We start from the raw sequence: 13,882 nt of genomic DNA on the forward strand, positions 1-13,882 counted from the left end.
GAAAAATGTCCTATGGGGACCCCTCACGACGCGAGGCGGACCGCCCGGTACCGCCCCGCTGGTCCGGTCAGCCGAGTCGCGCGAGCGTCTCCGGCTTCAGCAGTTTCGCCAGTTCCTCCGCGGGAAGAAGGCCCTTCTCGACGACGAGTTCGGCCACCCCGCGCCCGGTTTCGAGCGCTTCCTTGGCGATCTCGGTCGCCGCCGCGTACCCGATGCTCGGGTTCAGCGCGGTCACCAGCCCGATCGAGTTCTCGACGTAGCCCCGCATCACGTCGGCGTTCGCGGTGATCCCGGAAACGCACCGCTCCGCCAGCACGAGGCAGGCCGCCCGCAGATGCGTGATGCTCTCCGAAAGCGAGTGCAGGATCAGTGGCTCGAAGGCGTTGAGCTGCAACTGCCCGGCTTCGGCCGCCATCGTGATGGCGACGTCGTTGCCGATGACCTCGAACGCGACCTGGTTGACCACCTCGGGGATCACCGGGTTGATCTTGCCCGGCATGATCGACGACCCCGCCTGCACCGGCGGCAGGTTGATCTCGTTGAGCCCGGCCCTCGGACCGGACGAGAGCAGCCGCAGATCGTTGCAGCTCTTCGAAAGCTTCACCGCGATCCGCTTGAGCACGCCGGAGAGGTGCACGAACGCGCCGCAGTCCTGGGTCGCCTCGACGAGGTCGGCGGCGGATTCGAGGGGAAGCCCGGTGATCTCGCGCAGATGCGCGACGGCGGCTTCGGCGTACCCGGGCGCGGCGTTGAGGCCGGTGCCGATCGCGGTCGCGCCGAGGTTGATCTCGTGCAGCAACGTCACCGCCTCGGTGAGCCGTAGCCGGTCTTCGCCGAGCATGACCGCGTAGGTGCCGAATTCCTGCCCGAGCGTCATCGGCACCGCGTCCTGCAACTGGGTGCGGCCCATCTTCAGCAGGTCGTGGAACTCGACGGCCTTGGCGGCGAACGCCTTCTCCAGCACCACCATCGCCTCGGCCAGTTCACGCACGGCGATGATCGTCGCGACGTTGACCGCGGTCGGGTAGGCGTCGTTGGTCGACTGCCCGAGGTTCACGTGCTCGTTCGGGTGCACGCGGGCGTAGTCGCCCTTCTCGTGGCCGAGCAGTTCGAGCGCGCGGTTCGCGATCACCTCGTTGGCGTTCATGTTCGTCGAGGTGCCCGCGCCGCCCTGGATGACGTCGACGACGAACTCCTCATGCAGGGCACCTTCCCTGATCTCCTTGCACGCGCCGCGGATCGCGTCGGCGACGTCCGGGGCCAGCAGCCCGAGATCGGCGTTGGCCTGTGCCGCGGCCTCCTTGACCGCGGCGAGCGCCTCGATCAGGTGGGGGTAGGTGGAGATCGCGGTGCCGGTGATGGGGAAGTTCTCCCTGGCACGCGCGGTGTGCACACCCCAGTAGGCGTCGGCCGGGACTTCCTTGTCTCCCAGCAGATCGTGTTCCACACGGTGCATCGAAAGGCTCCTCAGGCGGCAAGGTGGTGTTCGGCCAGCGCGCCAGTCACGCGCAGGCCGTCGGTTCCGGTGGTCCCGGCGAACGGCTTCAGAACGTCCCGGTCGACGCCGCACAGTTCGAGCGCGGCGGCGAGCACCGGCTGCCGCGCGCGGTCACCGCCGTCGGCGATCTTGACCGCGATCGCCGTCCCGTCCGGCAGGGCGGCGACCTGGACGGCTTCGAAACCGTCCTTGGCGATCAGGCCGGGCACCGCGCGCATGAGCGCGGTGACGTCGCGCCGGGTACCGGCGACCAGTTCCGGATGCTTCCGGATCCCTTCGGCCACAAGGCCTTCCGGAGTACCAGGGACCGCCGCGGCGATCTTGCCGACGGCCGTGGCGAGTCCGCGCAGCGAGACCGCGAACAGGGGAGCGCCGCAGCCGTCGACGGCGACCTTCGGGATCCGTTGCCCGGTCAGGTTCTCGACGCAGTCCGCGATCGCGCGCTGCAGCGGATGTCCGGGATCCAGGTAGTCCTTTGTGGACCAGCCGTGCAGGCGGCAGGTCGCGAGCATCGCCGCGTGCTTGCCGGAACAGTTGTGCGCCAACCGGCTCGCGCCCCGGCCCGCGGACACCCAGGCGTCGCGCTCGACGGGATCGAACGGCAGATCTTCGGGAGTCCGCAGGTCCTCGGTGGTGAGCCCGGCGCCGTCCAAGGTATTGAGAACCTCCGACAGGTGGATCTCCTCGCCCGAATGGCTCGCCGCGCCGACGGCGAATCCCGCCGGGCTCAGCTCCACCCCGAGCCGGGCCATCGCGGTGGCCTGCAAGGGTTTCGCCGCCGAACGCGGATAGAACGCGGCCTCGACGTCGCCCGCGGAGAACAGCACACGGCCGTCCGGCGCGAGGACCACGGCCGAACCGTGGTGCACCCCCTCGACCATTCCGTCACGGAGGAGGTGGACCAGCGGTTCGTGGGCGGGGACGCGGATTTCGGGGATCACAGCTTCGTCTTCTCGAAGACGTCCATGTTGATCCGCTTGCGGACCCCGAACCAGCCCGCCACCAGCGCGATCCCGATGATCGGCAGGCAGTACAGGGTGATCCGGCCGGTCTCGTCGAAGGCCATCAGCACGACGACGGCGGCGAGGAAGATCAACGTCGCGATCTCGGTGTAGGGCGAGAACGGCAGCCGGTACGAGGGCCGTTCCACTTCACCGCGGTTGGCCTTGCGTACGAAGAGCAGGTGGGAGAGCACGATGATCGCCCAGGTGCCGAGGATGCCGATGGCGGCGAAGTTCAGCACGATCTCGAAGGCCTGGCTCGGCACGACGGCGTTCAGGCCGACACCGACCACGCAGACCGCGGAGGTGAGCAGGATCCCGCCGTAGGGCACGTGGTTCTTGTTCATCACGCCGGTGAACTTCGGCGCGGATCCGGCCAGCGACATCGAACGCAGGATGCGGCCGGTGGAGTAGAGGCCGGAGTTCAGGCTGGACAGCGCCGCGGTCAGCACCACCAGGTTCATCACGTTGCCCGCCTGCGGCACCCCGATGTGCGAGAGCACCGTGACGAACGGGCTCTCGTTCTTCGAGTAGGAGTTCCACGGCATCAGCATCGCCAGCAGGATCACCGAGCCGACGTAGAAGATCCCGATGCGCCACATGATCGAGTTGATCGCCTTCGGCATGATCTTGCGCGGGTCCTTCGTCTCACCCGCGGCGACGCCGACCAGCTCGACCGAGGCGTAGGCGAACACGACACCCTGGACGATCAGCACCATCGGCAGCAGACCGGCCGGGAAGATCCCGCCGTGGTCGGAGATCAGCGAGAAACCGGGCGTCTGGCCGTCGATCGGCTGCTGGGTGACCAGCAGGAAGATCCCGATCCCCATGAAGGTCACCAGCGCGGCGACCTTGATGATGGCGAACCAGAACTCCATCTCGCCGAACAGCTTGACCGACACCATGTTCAGCGCCAGCACCACCGCGAGCGCGATGAGCGCCAGCACCCACTGCGGGATCGGCGTGAAGAAGGACCAGAAGTGCGCGTACAGCGCGATGGCGGTGATGTCCGCGATCCCGGTCGTCGACCAGTTCAGGAAGTGCATCCAGCCGGCGACGTAAGCGCCCTTTTCGCCCATGAATTCCCGGGCGTAGGAGACGAAGGCGCCGGAGGAGGGGCGGTACAGGATGAGTTCGCCGAGCGAACGCACCACGAAGAACGCGAAAAGGCCGCAGACCGCGTAAACGATCGCCAGTGCCGGGCCCGCCTGCGCGAGCCGTCCGCCCGCGCCGAGGAACAGGCCGGTGCCGATGGCGCCGCCGATCGCGATCATGTTGACGTGGCGGGGCTTCAGCGCCTTGTCGTAGCCGGCGTCACCGGCGTCGGCCGGCACCGGCACGGATTTGTCGTCCGTGCTGAGAGTCTGTTCGGTCACGGTGTCAGTCGTCCTTGTCCGGGTGCGTCGTGTGGCCAGGCCGCACGATGGTGGTGAGGGCGTTCTCGACGTGCTCCAGATGGGCGGTCATCGCCGCGACGGCGTCCGCTTCGGAGCCGGCGGCGATGGCGGTGACGATCTCGCGATGCTCGATGTTCGAGCGCGCGCGACGGCCGCCCAGCTGGTTGAGGAAGGACGACTGGCGTGCCAGCGCGTCCCGGATCTCCTCGATGACCTTGCCGAACACCGGGTTGCCCGAGGCCTGGGCGATGGTGATGTGGAACAGCGAATCCAGCGCCACCCACGCGGTGTTGTCGGTTTCGAGGTCCATCCGCTCGACGAGGTGACCGAGCAGATCGAGGTCGTCGGTGCTGCGGCGCACGGCCGCGTACCCGGCGACGGGGATCTCGACGTGGCGCCGCACCTCGAACAGGTCGCGGGCCGAATAGGTCCCGAATGTAGGGTTCTCGACCGGCCCGGTGGCGGTCACGAAGGTCCCTTTGCCCGTTTTGGACACGGTGAGCCCGAGCGCCTGCAGTCCCCGCAGTGCCTCGCGGACGACCGAGCGGCTGACCTCGAACTCCTTGCCGAGCGCGGATTCCGACGGCAGCTTCTGGCCGACGGCGTACTCGCCGCGCTCGATGGCGCCGCGAAGGTGGGCCAGCACGGCCTCCATCGCGCTGATGCGCCGCGGACCACCGTGTCCGGCTGTCTGGCTGTCAGACAGGTTCATGGGACGGAATCGTGCGGTCGGTCGATCACTTTGTCAAGCGTTCGGTCTAAGGGCTTCATTTGCCGTGCGAGGTCGGCGGCGATGGGATAACCGGACGTGAATACGAAGCGGTACTGGGCGCCTTCGGGTGCGCAGAGCCCTGTGCTGGCACCGGATTCCGGAACTCACGTGTCCAGTGTCACAGGGGCTGAAGGGGCCCTTCACCGCATGCGACGCGGCGAAGGGCGCTTTCCCCGCATCGCATGCGGGGAAAGCGCCCTTCAGCTCCGGTCACACCCGCTTGAGCGCGATCACCGGGAATGGCCGGCTGGTCTTCGCCTGATGCTCGGCCAGCCGCGGGAACGCCTTCGCCTGCTTCGCGAACAGACGGTCCCGGGCCGCTCCGGTGATCTCGACCGCGTGGGCGGCGAAGGCCTCTCCATCCGCTTCGACATCGACGGACGGCTCCGCGATCAGGTTGCGATACCAGTCCGGATGCCCCGGAGCGCCCCCGTTGGCCGCGAAGACCACATAGCGGTCGTCGTCGGCCAGGAACAACATCGGCGTCACATGCCGCCGCCCGGTGCGGGCGCCGGTGGTGGTGAGCAGCAGCGTCGGAAGGCCGTCGCCTCGGCGGCCGTTCGCGCGGAACTCCGCGATCACGCGTTCGTTCATCTCACGCAGGTCGATCATCAACTCTCCGGGCTGCTCGGTGATCTTGGCGGCTGGCCAGTCTGCCCATCCGCGCCCTGGTCGGCAAGCACTTTTGCGTCATGGCTGTTCCCGGCCCCGCGGAAACTGTCGGTGGCCGCTCCGATACTGGACCAGTGAGCCCCATCAGCCGAGGGCGCAAGCCCGCCAAAAGACCGAAGAACCAGCGCTCCCGCCGGTCCCGTCCGCCGCTGGACGTCTCCAGGGTGGAGCGCTGGCCGAAGCTGCTTCACGGACCGGTCGAGCTTTCGGACTGTGCCGTCCAAGGCCGAGTTGATCAGGACCTCGTGGTCCTCGCGGCCACCCTGACCGCGGGCAAACGCTCGGTGGGGGTCGAGGTGGTGGTCAACGGGCGCGAAGTCGACGTGATCGAACTCCACCCCGTGCCTGCGGACGCACGGGCGGTCCTTCGCGGCGGTTTCGAGGTGACAGAGGCACCGCTGACCCCCGAGGAGTTCCGGAGCCAGGTGGAAGCGGCCTTGATCGGCAGTGCGGATAGCGCCGCCTGGATCCGGGAGACGATCCCCGACCTTCTGAAACTGGGCAGAGATCCGAGGCCCGACCTGCCCGAGCGCGCGGCCCAGCTGCGCCGGTGGCTCGGTCTTCCCGGCTACGAACCGCTGCCGCGCATATCGTCGGCCGAGCCGTTGCCGCTTGTCCTGCCCTCACCCGCGCCGGTCACCGGACTCCGGCTGGCGGTCGCACTGGCCGAGCCGGACGACGCGATCTGGCGACGGCTCGAAGTCCGCTCCGACGTCACCCTCGCCGGGCTGCACCGGATCCTCGCGGCCGCGTTCGACCGTGACGAACGGGAGTATCACCGATTCGAGACCGCGTACGGCGGGTTCGGCGCGGACATCCTGGGCGGAGAAGGCGACCGTCTGGACGACGAGGTGACCCTCGGCCAGATCGTCACGTCACCCGGACACCGGTTCGTCTACGAGGCGGAGAGCTGGTGGCATTGGCTCCGGGTCGAGCGGCGGGTCGGCCTTCCCGAAGCACCGAGGTGTCTCGACGGCGAACGCGCCGCGCCTCCCGCGGACTGCGAGGACGAGCGGAGCTACGAGATGTTGCTGGATGCCCTGCGCGACCCGGACGACGAAGCCAACGAAGGCCTGATCGAAGAACTCGGCGGCCAGGGTTTCGATCCGGAGTGGTTCGACAAGGAGGTGGTCGACGAGCGGCTGGCCCGGCTGAGCTGATCCGCGAGTCCGGCCCACTGCCCCGTTCGGGTGGCGACGACTCCGGCGAGCCAGCTGGATTTGATCTTCGGCAGCTAGCAGACTCGGCATCGTCCGAGAGCCGCGTCCCCCCGCGAGTTGCTGATGATCTTGGCAAGCCTAGGGTGGGAGGACCGGCCCGCGTCACGCAGCCAGGGATCCGTCTGCCTAGGGGAGGTTTTCGCTGGTGTCGAACGATTCCTTCGTCCACCTGCATGTGCACACCGAGTACTCGATGCTCGACGGTGCGGCGAAGATCGCCCCTTTGTTCAAGGAGGCGGCGCGGCTCGGCATGCCCGCGGTCGGGATGACCGACCACGGCAACATGTACGGCGCGGACGAGTTCTACCAGCAGGCGGTCAAGCACGAGCTCAAGCCGATCATCGGCATCGAGGCCTACATCGCGCCGGAGAGCCGCTTCCACAAGAAGCCGGTCTTCTGGGGGCAGGCCAACCAGCGCGGCTCCGACGAGTTCGGTGAGGGCGGTGACGTCTCCGGTGGTGGTGCCTACACCCATATGACGATGCTCGCCGCGAACTCCACCGGGCTGCGCAACCTCTTCAAGCTCTCCTCGCTCGCGAGCATGCAGGGCTACTACCGCAAGCCCCGGATGGACCGCGAGCTGATCGCGGAAAACCACGAAGGCATCATCGCGACCACCGGCTGCCCCTCCGGCGAGGTCCAGACGAGGCTCCGGCTGGGGCAGCGCACCGAGGCGATCCAGGCCGCTTCGGACTACAAGGACATCTTCGGTGCCGAGAACTTCTTCCTCGAACTGATGGACCACGGGCTGCCGATCGAGCGGTCGGTCCGCGAAGGCCTGCTCGAGATCGGCAAGCTGCTCGACCTCAAGCCGCTGGCCACCAACGACTCGCACTACGTCACCAAGGACCAGGCCGACACCCACTCCGCGCTGCTGTGTGTGCAGGCAGGCAAGACGCTCAACGACCCGAACCGGTTCAAGTTCGACGGTGACGGTTACTACCTGAAGTCGGCAGCCGACATGCGGGAGTACTGGGACAAGGAAGTCCCCGGAGCCGCCGACTCGACGCTGCTGATCGCCGAGCGCGTCGAGTCCTACAAGGACGTCTACACGCACAAGGACAGGCTGCCGTTCTTCGAGGTCCCCGAGGGCTACGACCAGGGCACCTGGCTGCGGGAAGAGGTCGCGCGCGGTCTCAAGTGGCGGTACCCGGACGGCGTCCCGGACCCGTATTACAACGAGCGCATCGAGATCGAGCTCGACGTCATCATCGGCAAGGGCTTCCCCGCCTACTTCCTCATCGTCGCCGACCTCATCAACTACGCCCGCAAGGTCGGCATCCGCGTCGGCCCCGGCCGTGGTTCGGCCGCCGGCTCGCTGGTCGCGTACGTCCTCGGTATCACCAACCTGGACCCGATCCCGCAGAAGCTGCTGTTCGAGCGGTTCCTGAACCCCGAGCGCGTCTCGATGCCCGATATCGACATCGACTTCGACGACCGCCGTCGCGGCGAGATGATCCGCTACGCCACCGACAAGTACGGCGTCGACAAGGTCGCCCAGGTCATCACCTTCGGCACCATTAAGACCAAGGCCGCCATCAAGGACTCCGCCCGCGTCCACTTCGGCCAGCCGGGTTACGCGATCGCGGACCGGATCTCGAAGGCGCTGCCGCCGCCGATCATGGCGAAGGACATCCCGCTCTCGGGCATCGTCGACTCGAAACACGAGCGCTACGGCGAAGCGGCCGAAGTCCGCGCGCTCGTCGAGACCGACGAAGAGTGCAAGACGATCTTCGAGACCGCCCGTGGTCTCGAAGGGCTGATCCGCAACGCCGGAGTCCACGCCTGCGCGGTCATCATGTCGAGTGAACCGCTCACCAACGCGATCCCGCTGTGGCAGCGCGACGACGGTTCGATCATCACCGGCTGGGACTATCCGTCGTGCGAGGCCATCGGCCTGCTGAAGATGGACTTCCTCGGCCTGCGGAACCTCACCGTCATCGGTGACGCGATCGACAACATCAAGACCAACCGCGGGATCGACATCGACCTCGACACCCTCGGCGTCGACGACCCGGAGACCTACAAGCTGCTCGCCAGGGGCGACACGCTCGGCGTGTTCCAGCTGGACGGCGGGCCCATGCGGGATCTGCTGCGCCGGATGCAGCCGACGGTGTTCGACGACATCGTGGCGGTGGGCGCGCTGTACCGCCCCGGCCCGATGGGCATGAACGCGCACAACGACTACGCCGACCGCAAGAACGGGCGGCAAAAGGTCAAGCCGATCCACCCGCAGCTCGAGGAGCCCCTGAAGGAGATCCTGGCCGACACCTACGGCCTGATCGTCTATCAGGAGCAGATCATGCACATCGGCCAGAAGGTGGCCGGGTACACGATGGGCCGCGCGGACGTGCTCCGCCGGGCCATGGGCAAGAAGAAGAAGGAAGTCCTCGACCAGGAGTTCGTGGGCTTCGAGGCCGGGATGAAGGCGAGCGACCTGGTCCCCGGCGGCTTCTCGTCCGAGGCGATCAAGGCGCTGTGGGACACGATCCTCCCGTTCGCCGGCTACGCGTTCAACAAGAGTCACGCGGCCGCGTACGGCCTGATCTCGTACTGGACCGCGTATCTCAAGGCGAACTTCACCCCGGAGTACATGGCCGCGCTGCTCACCTCGGTCGGTGACAACAAGGACAAGTCCGCGGTCTACCTGTCGGAATGCCGCCGCCTCGGGATCAAGGTGCTCCCGCCGGACGTCAACGAGTCGGCGTTGAGGTTCGCGGCCGTCGGGGACGACATCCGCTTCGGGATGGGTGCCGTCCGCAACGTCGGCGCGAACGTCGTCGAGTCGATCATCAAGACCCGCGAGGAGAAGGGGAAGTACTCCTCCTTCACCGATTTCCTCGACAAGTCCGAACTCGTGGCCTGCAACAAGCGGGTCATCGAATCGCTGATCAAGGCGGGCGGATTCGATTCGCTCGGCAACACCCGGCTCTCGATGATCCAGGTGCACGAAGACGCGGTCGAGGCCGTTGTCCCGCTCAAACGCCAGGAGGCGATGGGCCAGTTCGACCTCTTCGGTTTCGGCGGGGAAGACGACGCCGGGGACGCGGTGTCCTCGTCGCCGCTCGCGCATCTGAAGTTCGGGGAAGAGGAGTATCCGCGCAAGCAGCTCCTCGCCTACGAACGGGAGATGCTCGGCCTGTACGTCTCGGCGCATCCGCTGGACGGCGCCGAGCGGATCCTGCGCAAACACGCGCCCCGCCCGATCGCCGCGATCCTGGCCGACCCGCCGAAGGAAGGCGAGCTGATCATCTCCGGGCTGATCACCTCGCTGGAACGCCGGGTCAACAAGAAGGGCGAGCCCTGGGCGATCTGCACCGTCGAGGACATGGACGCCTCGATCGAGGTCCTCTACTTCCCCAAGTCGTACGCGATGTTCTCGGCCGACCTGATCGAAGACAACGCGGTACTGGTCAAGGGCCGGGTCAACTGGCGCGAGGACAAGATGTCCATCTTCGGCGGCGGACTGGTGCCGCTCGACCTGTCCGAGGTCGGCAACGGGGACGACGACCTGCCGCTGGTGCTACTGGCCGCGCCGGAGAAGCTCGACCAGGCGGTGGTCAGCGAACTGAAACAGACCCTGCTGGCACACAAGGGTGATACCCCGGTGCACCTCAAGCTCGTCGGCAAGAACCAGACGGTCTTCGCGCTCTACGACTACCCGGTCAAGGTGACGTCGATGCTGATCGGTGAGCTCAAGGGCATCCCCGGGATCGCCGCCAGCACCTGATGACCACCTTCGAACCCGACCCGCGGCGCTGGAAGGCGCTCGCCGTCACCCTCGCCGCCGGGTTCATGGGCCTGCTCGACGTCAGCATCGTCAACACGGCACTGCCCTCGATCCAGAAGGACCTCGGCGCGTCGAGCGGCGGGATCCAGTGGGTCGTGTCGGGTTACGCGCTGGCTTTCGGACTGGTGCTGGTGTCCGGCGGCAGACTCGGCGACGCGCTCGGCCGCCGCCGCATGTTCCTGTTCGCGCTCGCCGCGTTCGTGCTGACCAGCGCGTTCGCCGGCGCGGCACCGGACGAGACGACGCTGATCATCGCGCGGCTCCTGCAGGGATTCGCGTCGGGCATGATGACTCCGCAGAACAGCGGGATGATCCAGGACCTGTTCCGCGGCGCGGAACGAGGCCGGGCGTTCGGCATGTTCGGTGCCACCGTCGGGATCTCGACCGCGGTCGGGCCGGTACTCGGCGGCGTGATCCTCGCCGTCTTCGGCGACCCGGAAGGCTGGCGCTGGGTCTTCTACGTGAACGTGCCCATCGGGATCCTGGCGTTCACCCTGGCACTGAGATGGCTTCCGAAAGCGGAGAAACCGGCGAGGAGCCTGCGGGGCGAGATCGACTTCGTCGGCATCATGCTGCTGGGTGTGGCCGTGCTCGGGGTGCTGCTCCCGTTGATCGAATCCGAACAGGGCGGGCTGGGCGGCCTGTGGTGGCTGTTCGTCGTCGCGGTGGTCTTCGGGTTCGCGTTCGTGCGCTGGGAACGTTCGATGGTGCGGCGCGGCCGTCCGCCGCTGCTGGACACCCGGCTCTTCACCGGCACTCCCGGATACGCCACGGGTGCCGCCGTCGGCGCGCTGTACTTCAGCGGGTTCACCGGGATGTGGCTGGTCTTCGCCATCTTCTTCCAACAGGGCCTCGGGTACACGCCACTGCAGTCCGGGCTCGCCGTCACCTCCTTCGCCCTCGGCTCCGCCGTCTCGGCGGCGGTCGCGGGACGGCTGGTACCGAGATGGGGCCGCAAGCTCACCGTCACCGGGCTGGTCATGGTGATCTCCGGGATGGTCACGGTCGCCGTCCTCGCCGGTCAGGACCCTGGTACCGCGGCGGGCTGGTGGTTCGCGTTCCCCTTGCTCGTCGCCGGTGTCGGTGGCGGCATGGTCATTTCGCCGAACACCACCCTGACCCTGGAATGCGTGCCGACGTCGATGGCGGGAGTGGCCGGGGGCGCGTTGCAGACCGGGCAGCGCATCGGCACCGCGATCGGCACGGTCGTCTTGGCGTCGGTCTTCCACGCGGTACTGGGCGCGAATGGCGGCTACCCGTCGGCGTTGACGGCGGCGATGCTGTGCGCCGCCGGATTAACCTGTTCGGCGCTTCTGCTCGCCGTGATCGAACTTCGCGCGCGTCGCAAGCGGCGTTTGCTCACGGAGCGGGAAGAAGCCGCCAGGGCAGGCGCGGACAGCCAACGCGGCTGAGTCGTCGAAGCTTGTCACTGACTACGGTCGGCAAGACCTGATGCTCCATCCGAGTGACGGAGCTAGTCAGCCTATGGCGCTACTCAGAGCAACCGGGTACACCTTACGGAGCCTTCACTGCTGTGTCTTGGCTACCGACAGTGGTATTTCTGTCGATCGATCGGGGATGGATCGATCGGTGGGAGCGACCGTGGCGAGTCCGGAGTTCTCAGGAATGGACACCCATGGTCACGAGCCGGTGGACGGCCGTCGGCGTCCGCGGGGGACCGTTCGGCGGCAGCCGGTTCGCGTCCACTGACAGCCGAGCCCTGTGAAGCACTCGCGCGGGTGGGTCCGGCAGGGACGCCTGGGGAGGTGCACCCCGGCCTGGACCCACCCGCCGCGCGTTCTCCGTCCTGTGTGAACCGCTTCGGGCTGCGAAGATCTTCGCGAGTTCGAGATTGCGAGGAGCACCAATGGCGGAGAGTTCTGTGAGCCGGAGTCGTCTGCGGGTCTGGTACCGGCCGATGAGGATGCGGGATTCCGAGGAAGGACATCGGGTCGCGACCCCGCTGGAGCTGTTGTTCGACCTGTGTTTCGTGGTCGCCGTCGCCCAGGCCGCGGCCGGTCTGCACCACGCGATCGCCGAAAACCACATCGGCCATGGCGTGCTCAGCTTCGGGATGGTGTTCTTCGCGATCTGGTGGGGCTGGTTGAACTTCAGCTGGTTCGCCTCGTCGTTCGACACCGACGACGTCCCGTATCGACTGGTGACGCTCGTGCAGATCGCGGGCGGGCTGACCGTCGCCGCGGGCGTCTCGTCGGCCTTCGAAGGCGACTTCACGATCATGGTGGCCGGCTACGTCCTGATGCGGCTCGCGATGGTCGTGCAGTGGCTGCGCGCCGCCAGGACCGATCCCGCCTGCCGCCCCGCGGCCTTGCGCTACGCCATCGGCATCACGATCGTCCAGATCCTGTGGATCGTCCGGCTCGCGCTGCCGGATTCCCTGGCCTTGCCGTCGTTCTTCCTGTTCTTGCTGGCCGAACTCACCGTCCCGATGATCGCCGAACGCAAGCGGTGGACCGGCTGGCATCCGCATCACATCGCCGAACGCTATGGCCTGTTCACGATCATCGTGCTGGGTGAATCGATCCTCGGTGCCACCACGGCGATCAAGGAAGGGCTGGACAAAGGCGAGCACACCGGCAGCCTGATCTCCCTCGCCGCGGCGGGGCTCGTCCTGCTCTTTTCCCTGTGGTGGCTCTACTTCGACCAGCCGGGACACCTCCGGCTCCAGAAGGCGAAGAGCCTGTTCACCGTCGCGAGCTGGGGTTACGGCCACTACCTGATCTTCGCCTCGGCGGCCGCGCTCGGCGCCGGTCTCGAAGTCGCCGTCGACTACGACACCCACACCGGGCATGTGGCCCCGCTGCCCGCGGCCATGGCGACGACCGTGCCCGTCGCGATCTACCTGTTGAGCGTCTGGCTGATGCACATCGGGCCCACCAACGAATGCCGTCCGATCGCGATCGGCTTCCCGGTGACCGCGGTACTCGTCCTCGCCGCGTCGTTCACGCCGGCGCCCATCCACCTCACCGCTCTGCTCGCCGCCGCGCTCGTCGCGCTGACGGTGCTCGCCACCCATGGCGAGCCCGTACCCGGGGAGAGCCGGATCGACGCAGGTCAGAGCCTCGGCGCGAAAAAAGGGACCCCCCTGTAAACGCCGGTTTCGGGCCGTGTAATGTTCTCTTCGTCGCCAGGGAAACCGAGCGGCCGCCGGGAACACGAACCAAGCTCCCACCGGATGGTGGTAGAGTGGGTGGTCCCGAACCGGAGAGGTAACTCTACCCCGCTGAGACGGCAGTTTCGAGCAGGTGCTAGAGTGTGCTCCGGACAAAAGCCAAGAAATAACTGCTTCGGATAAGGCCGCGTGACTGCGGTGCGATCTGGGGTGTGTTGCTTGAGAACTCAACAGTGTGCTAGTGAACTAAGCCAGTAGAGCTTATGTATTTGAACCTCGTATTGAGGTTCCTTTGAGAGCAAGTAAATTTGCCTCGATCAAATTTGACATTGTTGGAGAGTTTGATCCTGGCTCAGGACGAACGCTGGCGGCGTGCTTAACACATGCAAGTCGAACGAT

9 protein-coding genes and 1 rRNA gene are annotated in these 13,882 nt (G+C 66.9%); 5 read left to right on the top strand and 5 right to left on the bottom strand.

Translation table 11 applies throughout. The features are described 5' to 3' along the window. Positions 1-67: 67 nt before the first annotated feature. The 5 genes from ACZ5ZX_RS26720 to ACZ5ZX_RS26740 form a co-directional block, all read right to left on the bottom strand. Positions 68-1,456: an aspartate ammonia-lyase gene (locus tag ACZ5ZX_RS26720; protein WP_465504713.1), complete on the bottom strand. Its 1,389-nt coding sequence runs from the start codon at positions 1,454-1,456 to the stop codon at positions 68-70. Positions 1,457-1,467: 11 nt separating this feature from the next. After that, on the bottom strand, positions 1,468-2,439 hold the full coding sequence (locus ACZ5ZX_RS26725; protein ID WP_465504714.1) for an asparaginase: 972 nt from the start codon (positions 2,437-2,439) through the stop codon (positions 1,468-1,470). Next, complete coding sequence (locus ACZ5ZX_RS26730) at positions 2,436-3,875, bottom strand: amino acid permease (RefSeq protein ID WP_465504715.1); 1,440 nt, start codon at positions 3,873-3,875, stop codon at positions 2,436-2,438. The genes ACZ5ZX_RS26725 and ACZ5ZX_RS26730 overlap by 4 nt, the downstream gene beginning before the upstream one ends. 4 nt (positions 3,876-3,879) lie before the next feature. After that, positions 3,880-4,551 (bottom strand): FadR/GntR family transcriptional regulator, encoded by a 672-nt coding sequence (locus ACZ5ZX_RS26735; RefSeq protein ID WP_465504724.1) that lies wholly within the window; start codon positions 4,549-4,551, stop codon positions 3,880-3,882. Between the two features lie 327 nt (positions 4,552-4,878). Further along, positions 4,879-5,280, bottom strand: coding sequence for a nitroreductase/quinone reductase family protein (locus ACZ5ZX_RS26740; RefSeq protein ID WP_465504716.1), 402 nt, complete (start codon positions 5,278-5,280; stop codon positions 4,879-4,881). A gap of 134 nt (positions 5,281-5,414) precedes the next feature. On the opposite strand from ACZ5ZX_RS26740, the gene ACZ5ZX_RS26745 reads away from it, so the two are divergent. The 5 genes from ACZ5ZX_RS26745 to ACZ5ZX_RS26765 form a co-directional block, all read left to right on the top strand. Continuing rightward, a complete protein-coding gene (locus ACZ5ZX_RS26745) occupies positions 5,415-6,500 on the top strand; it encodes a plasmid pRiA4b ORF-3 family protein (protein WP_465504717.1) in 1,086 nt (361 codons plus the stop codon). Between the two features lie 205 nt (positions 6,501-6,705). Then, a complete protein-coding gene (dnaE, locus tag ACZ5ZX_RS26750; RefSeq protein ID WP_465504718.1) occupies positions 6,706-10,290 on the top strand; it encodes a DNA polymerase III subunit alpha in 3,585 nt (1,194 codons plus the stop codon). Beyond that, positions 10,290-11,762 carry an MFS transporter gene (locus ACZ5ZX_RS26755; protein ID WP_465504719.1) on the top strand — a complete coding sequence of 491 codons (1,473 nt, stop codon included), beginning with the start codon at positions 10,290-10,292 and terminating at the stop codon, positions 11,760-11,762. The genes dnaE and ACZ5ZX_RS26755 overlap by 1 nt, the downstream gene beginning before the upstream one ends. A gap of 455 nt (positions 11,763-12,217) precedes the next feature. Next, positions 12,218-13,462: a low temperature requirement protein A gene (locus tag ACZ5ZX_RS26760; RefSeq protein ID WP_465504720.1), complete on the top strand. Its 1,245-nt coding sequence runs from the start codon at positions 12,218-12,220 to the stop codon at positions 13,460-13,462. A gap of 350 nt (positions 13,463-13,812) precedes the next feature. Next, a 16S ribosomal RNA gene (locus tag ACZ5ZX_RS26765) occupies positions 13,813-13,882 on the top strand; the annotation flags it as partial.

It is taken from the genome of Amycolatopsis sp. NPDC033938 (assembly GCF_055575975.1).

Coding starts and splice junctions, on each gene's coding strand:
- ACZ5ZX_RS26755 (WP_465504719.1), top strand. CDS start 10,290: ATGACCACCTTCGAACCCGACCCGCGGCGCTGGAAGGCGCTCGCCGTC.
- ACZ5ZX_RS26760 (WP_465504720.1), top strand. CDS start 12,218: ATGGCGGAGAGTTCTGTGAGCCGGAGTCGTCTGCGGGTCTGGTACCGG.
- ACZ5ZX_RS26720 (WP_465504713.1), bottom strand. CDS start 1,456: ATGCACCGTGTGGAACACGATCTGCTGGGAGACAAGGAAGTCCCGGCC.
- ACZ5ZX_RS26735 (WP_465504724.1), bottom strand. CDS start 4,551: ATGGAGGCCGTGCTGGCCCACCTTCGCGGCGCCATCGAGCGCGGCGAG.
- ACZ5ZX_RS26740 (WP_465504716.1), bottom strand. CDS start 5,280: ATGATCGACCTGCGTGAGATGAACGAACGCGTGATCGCGGAGTTCCGC.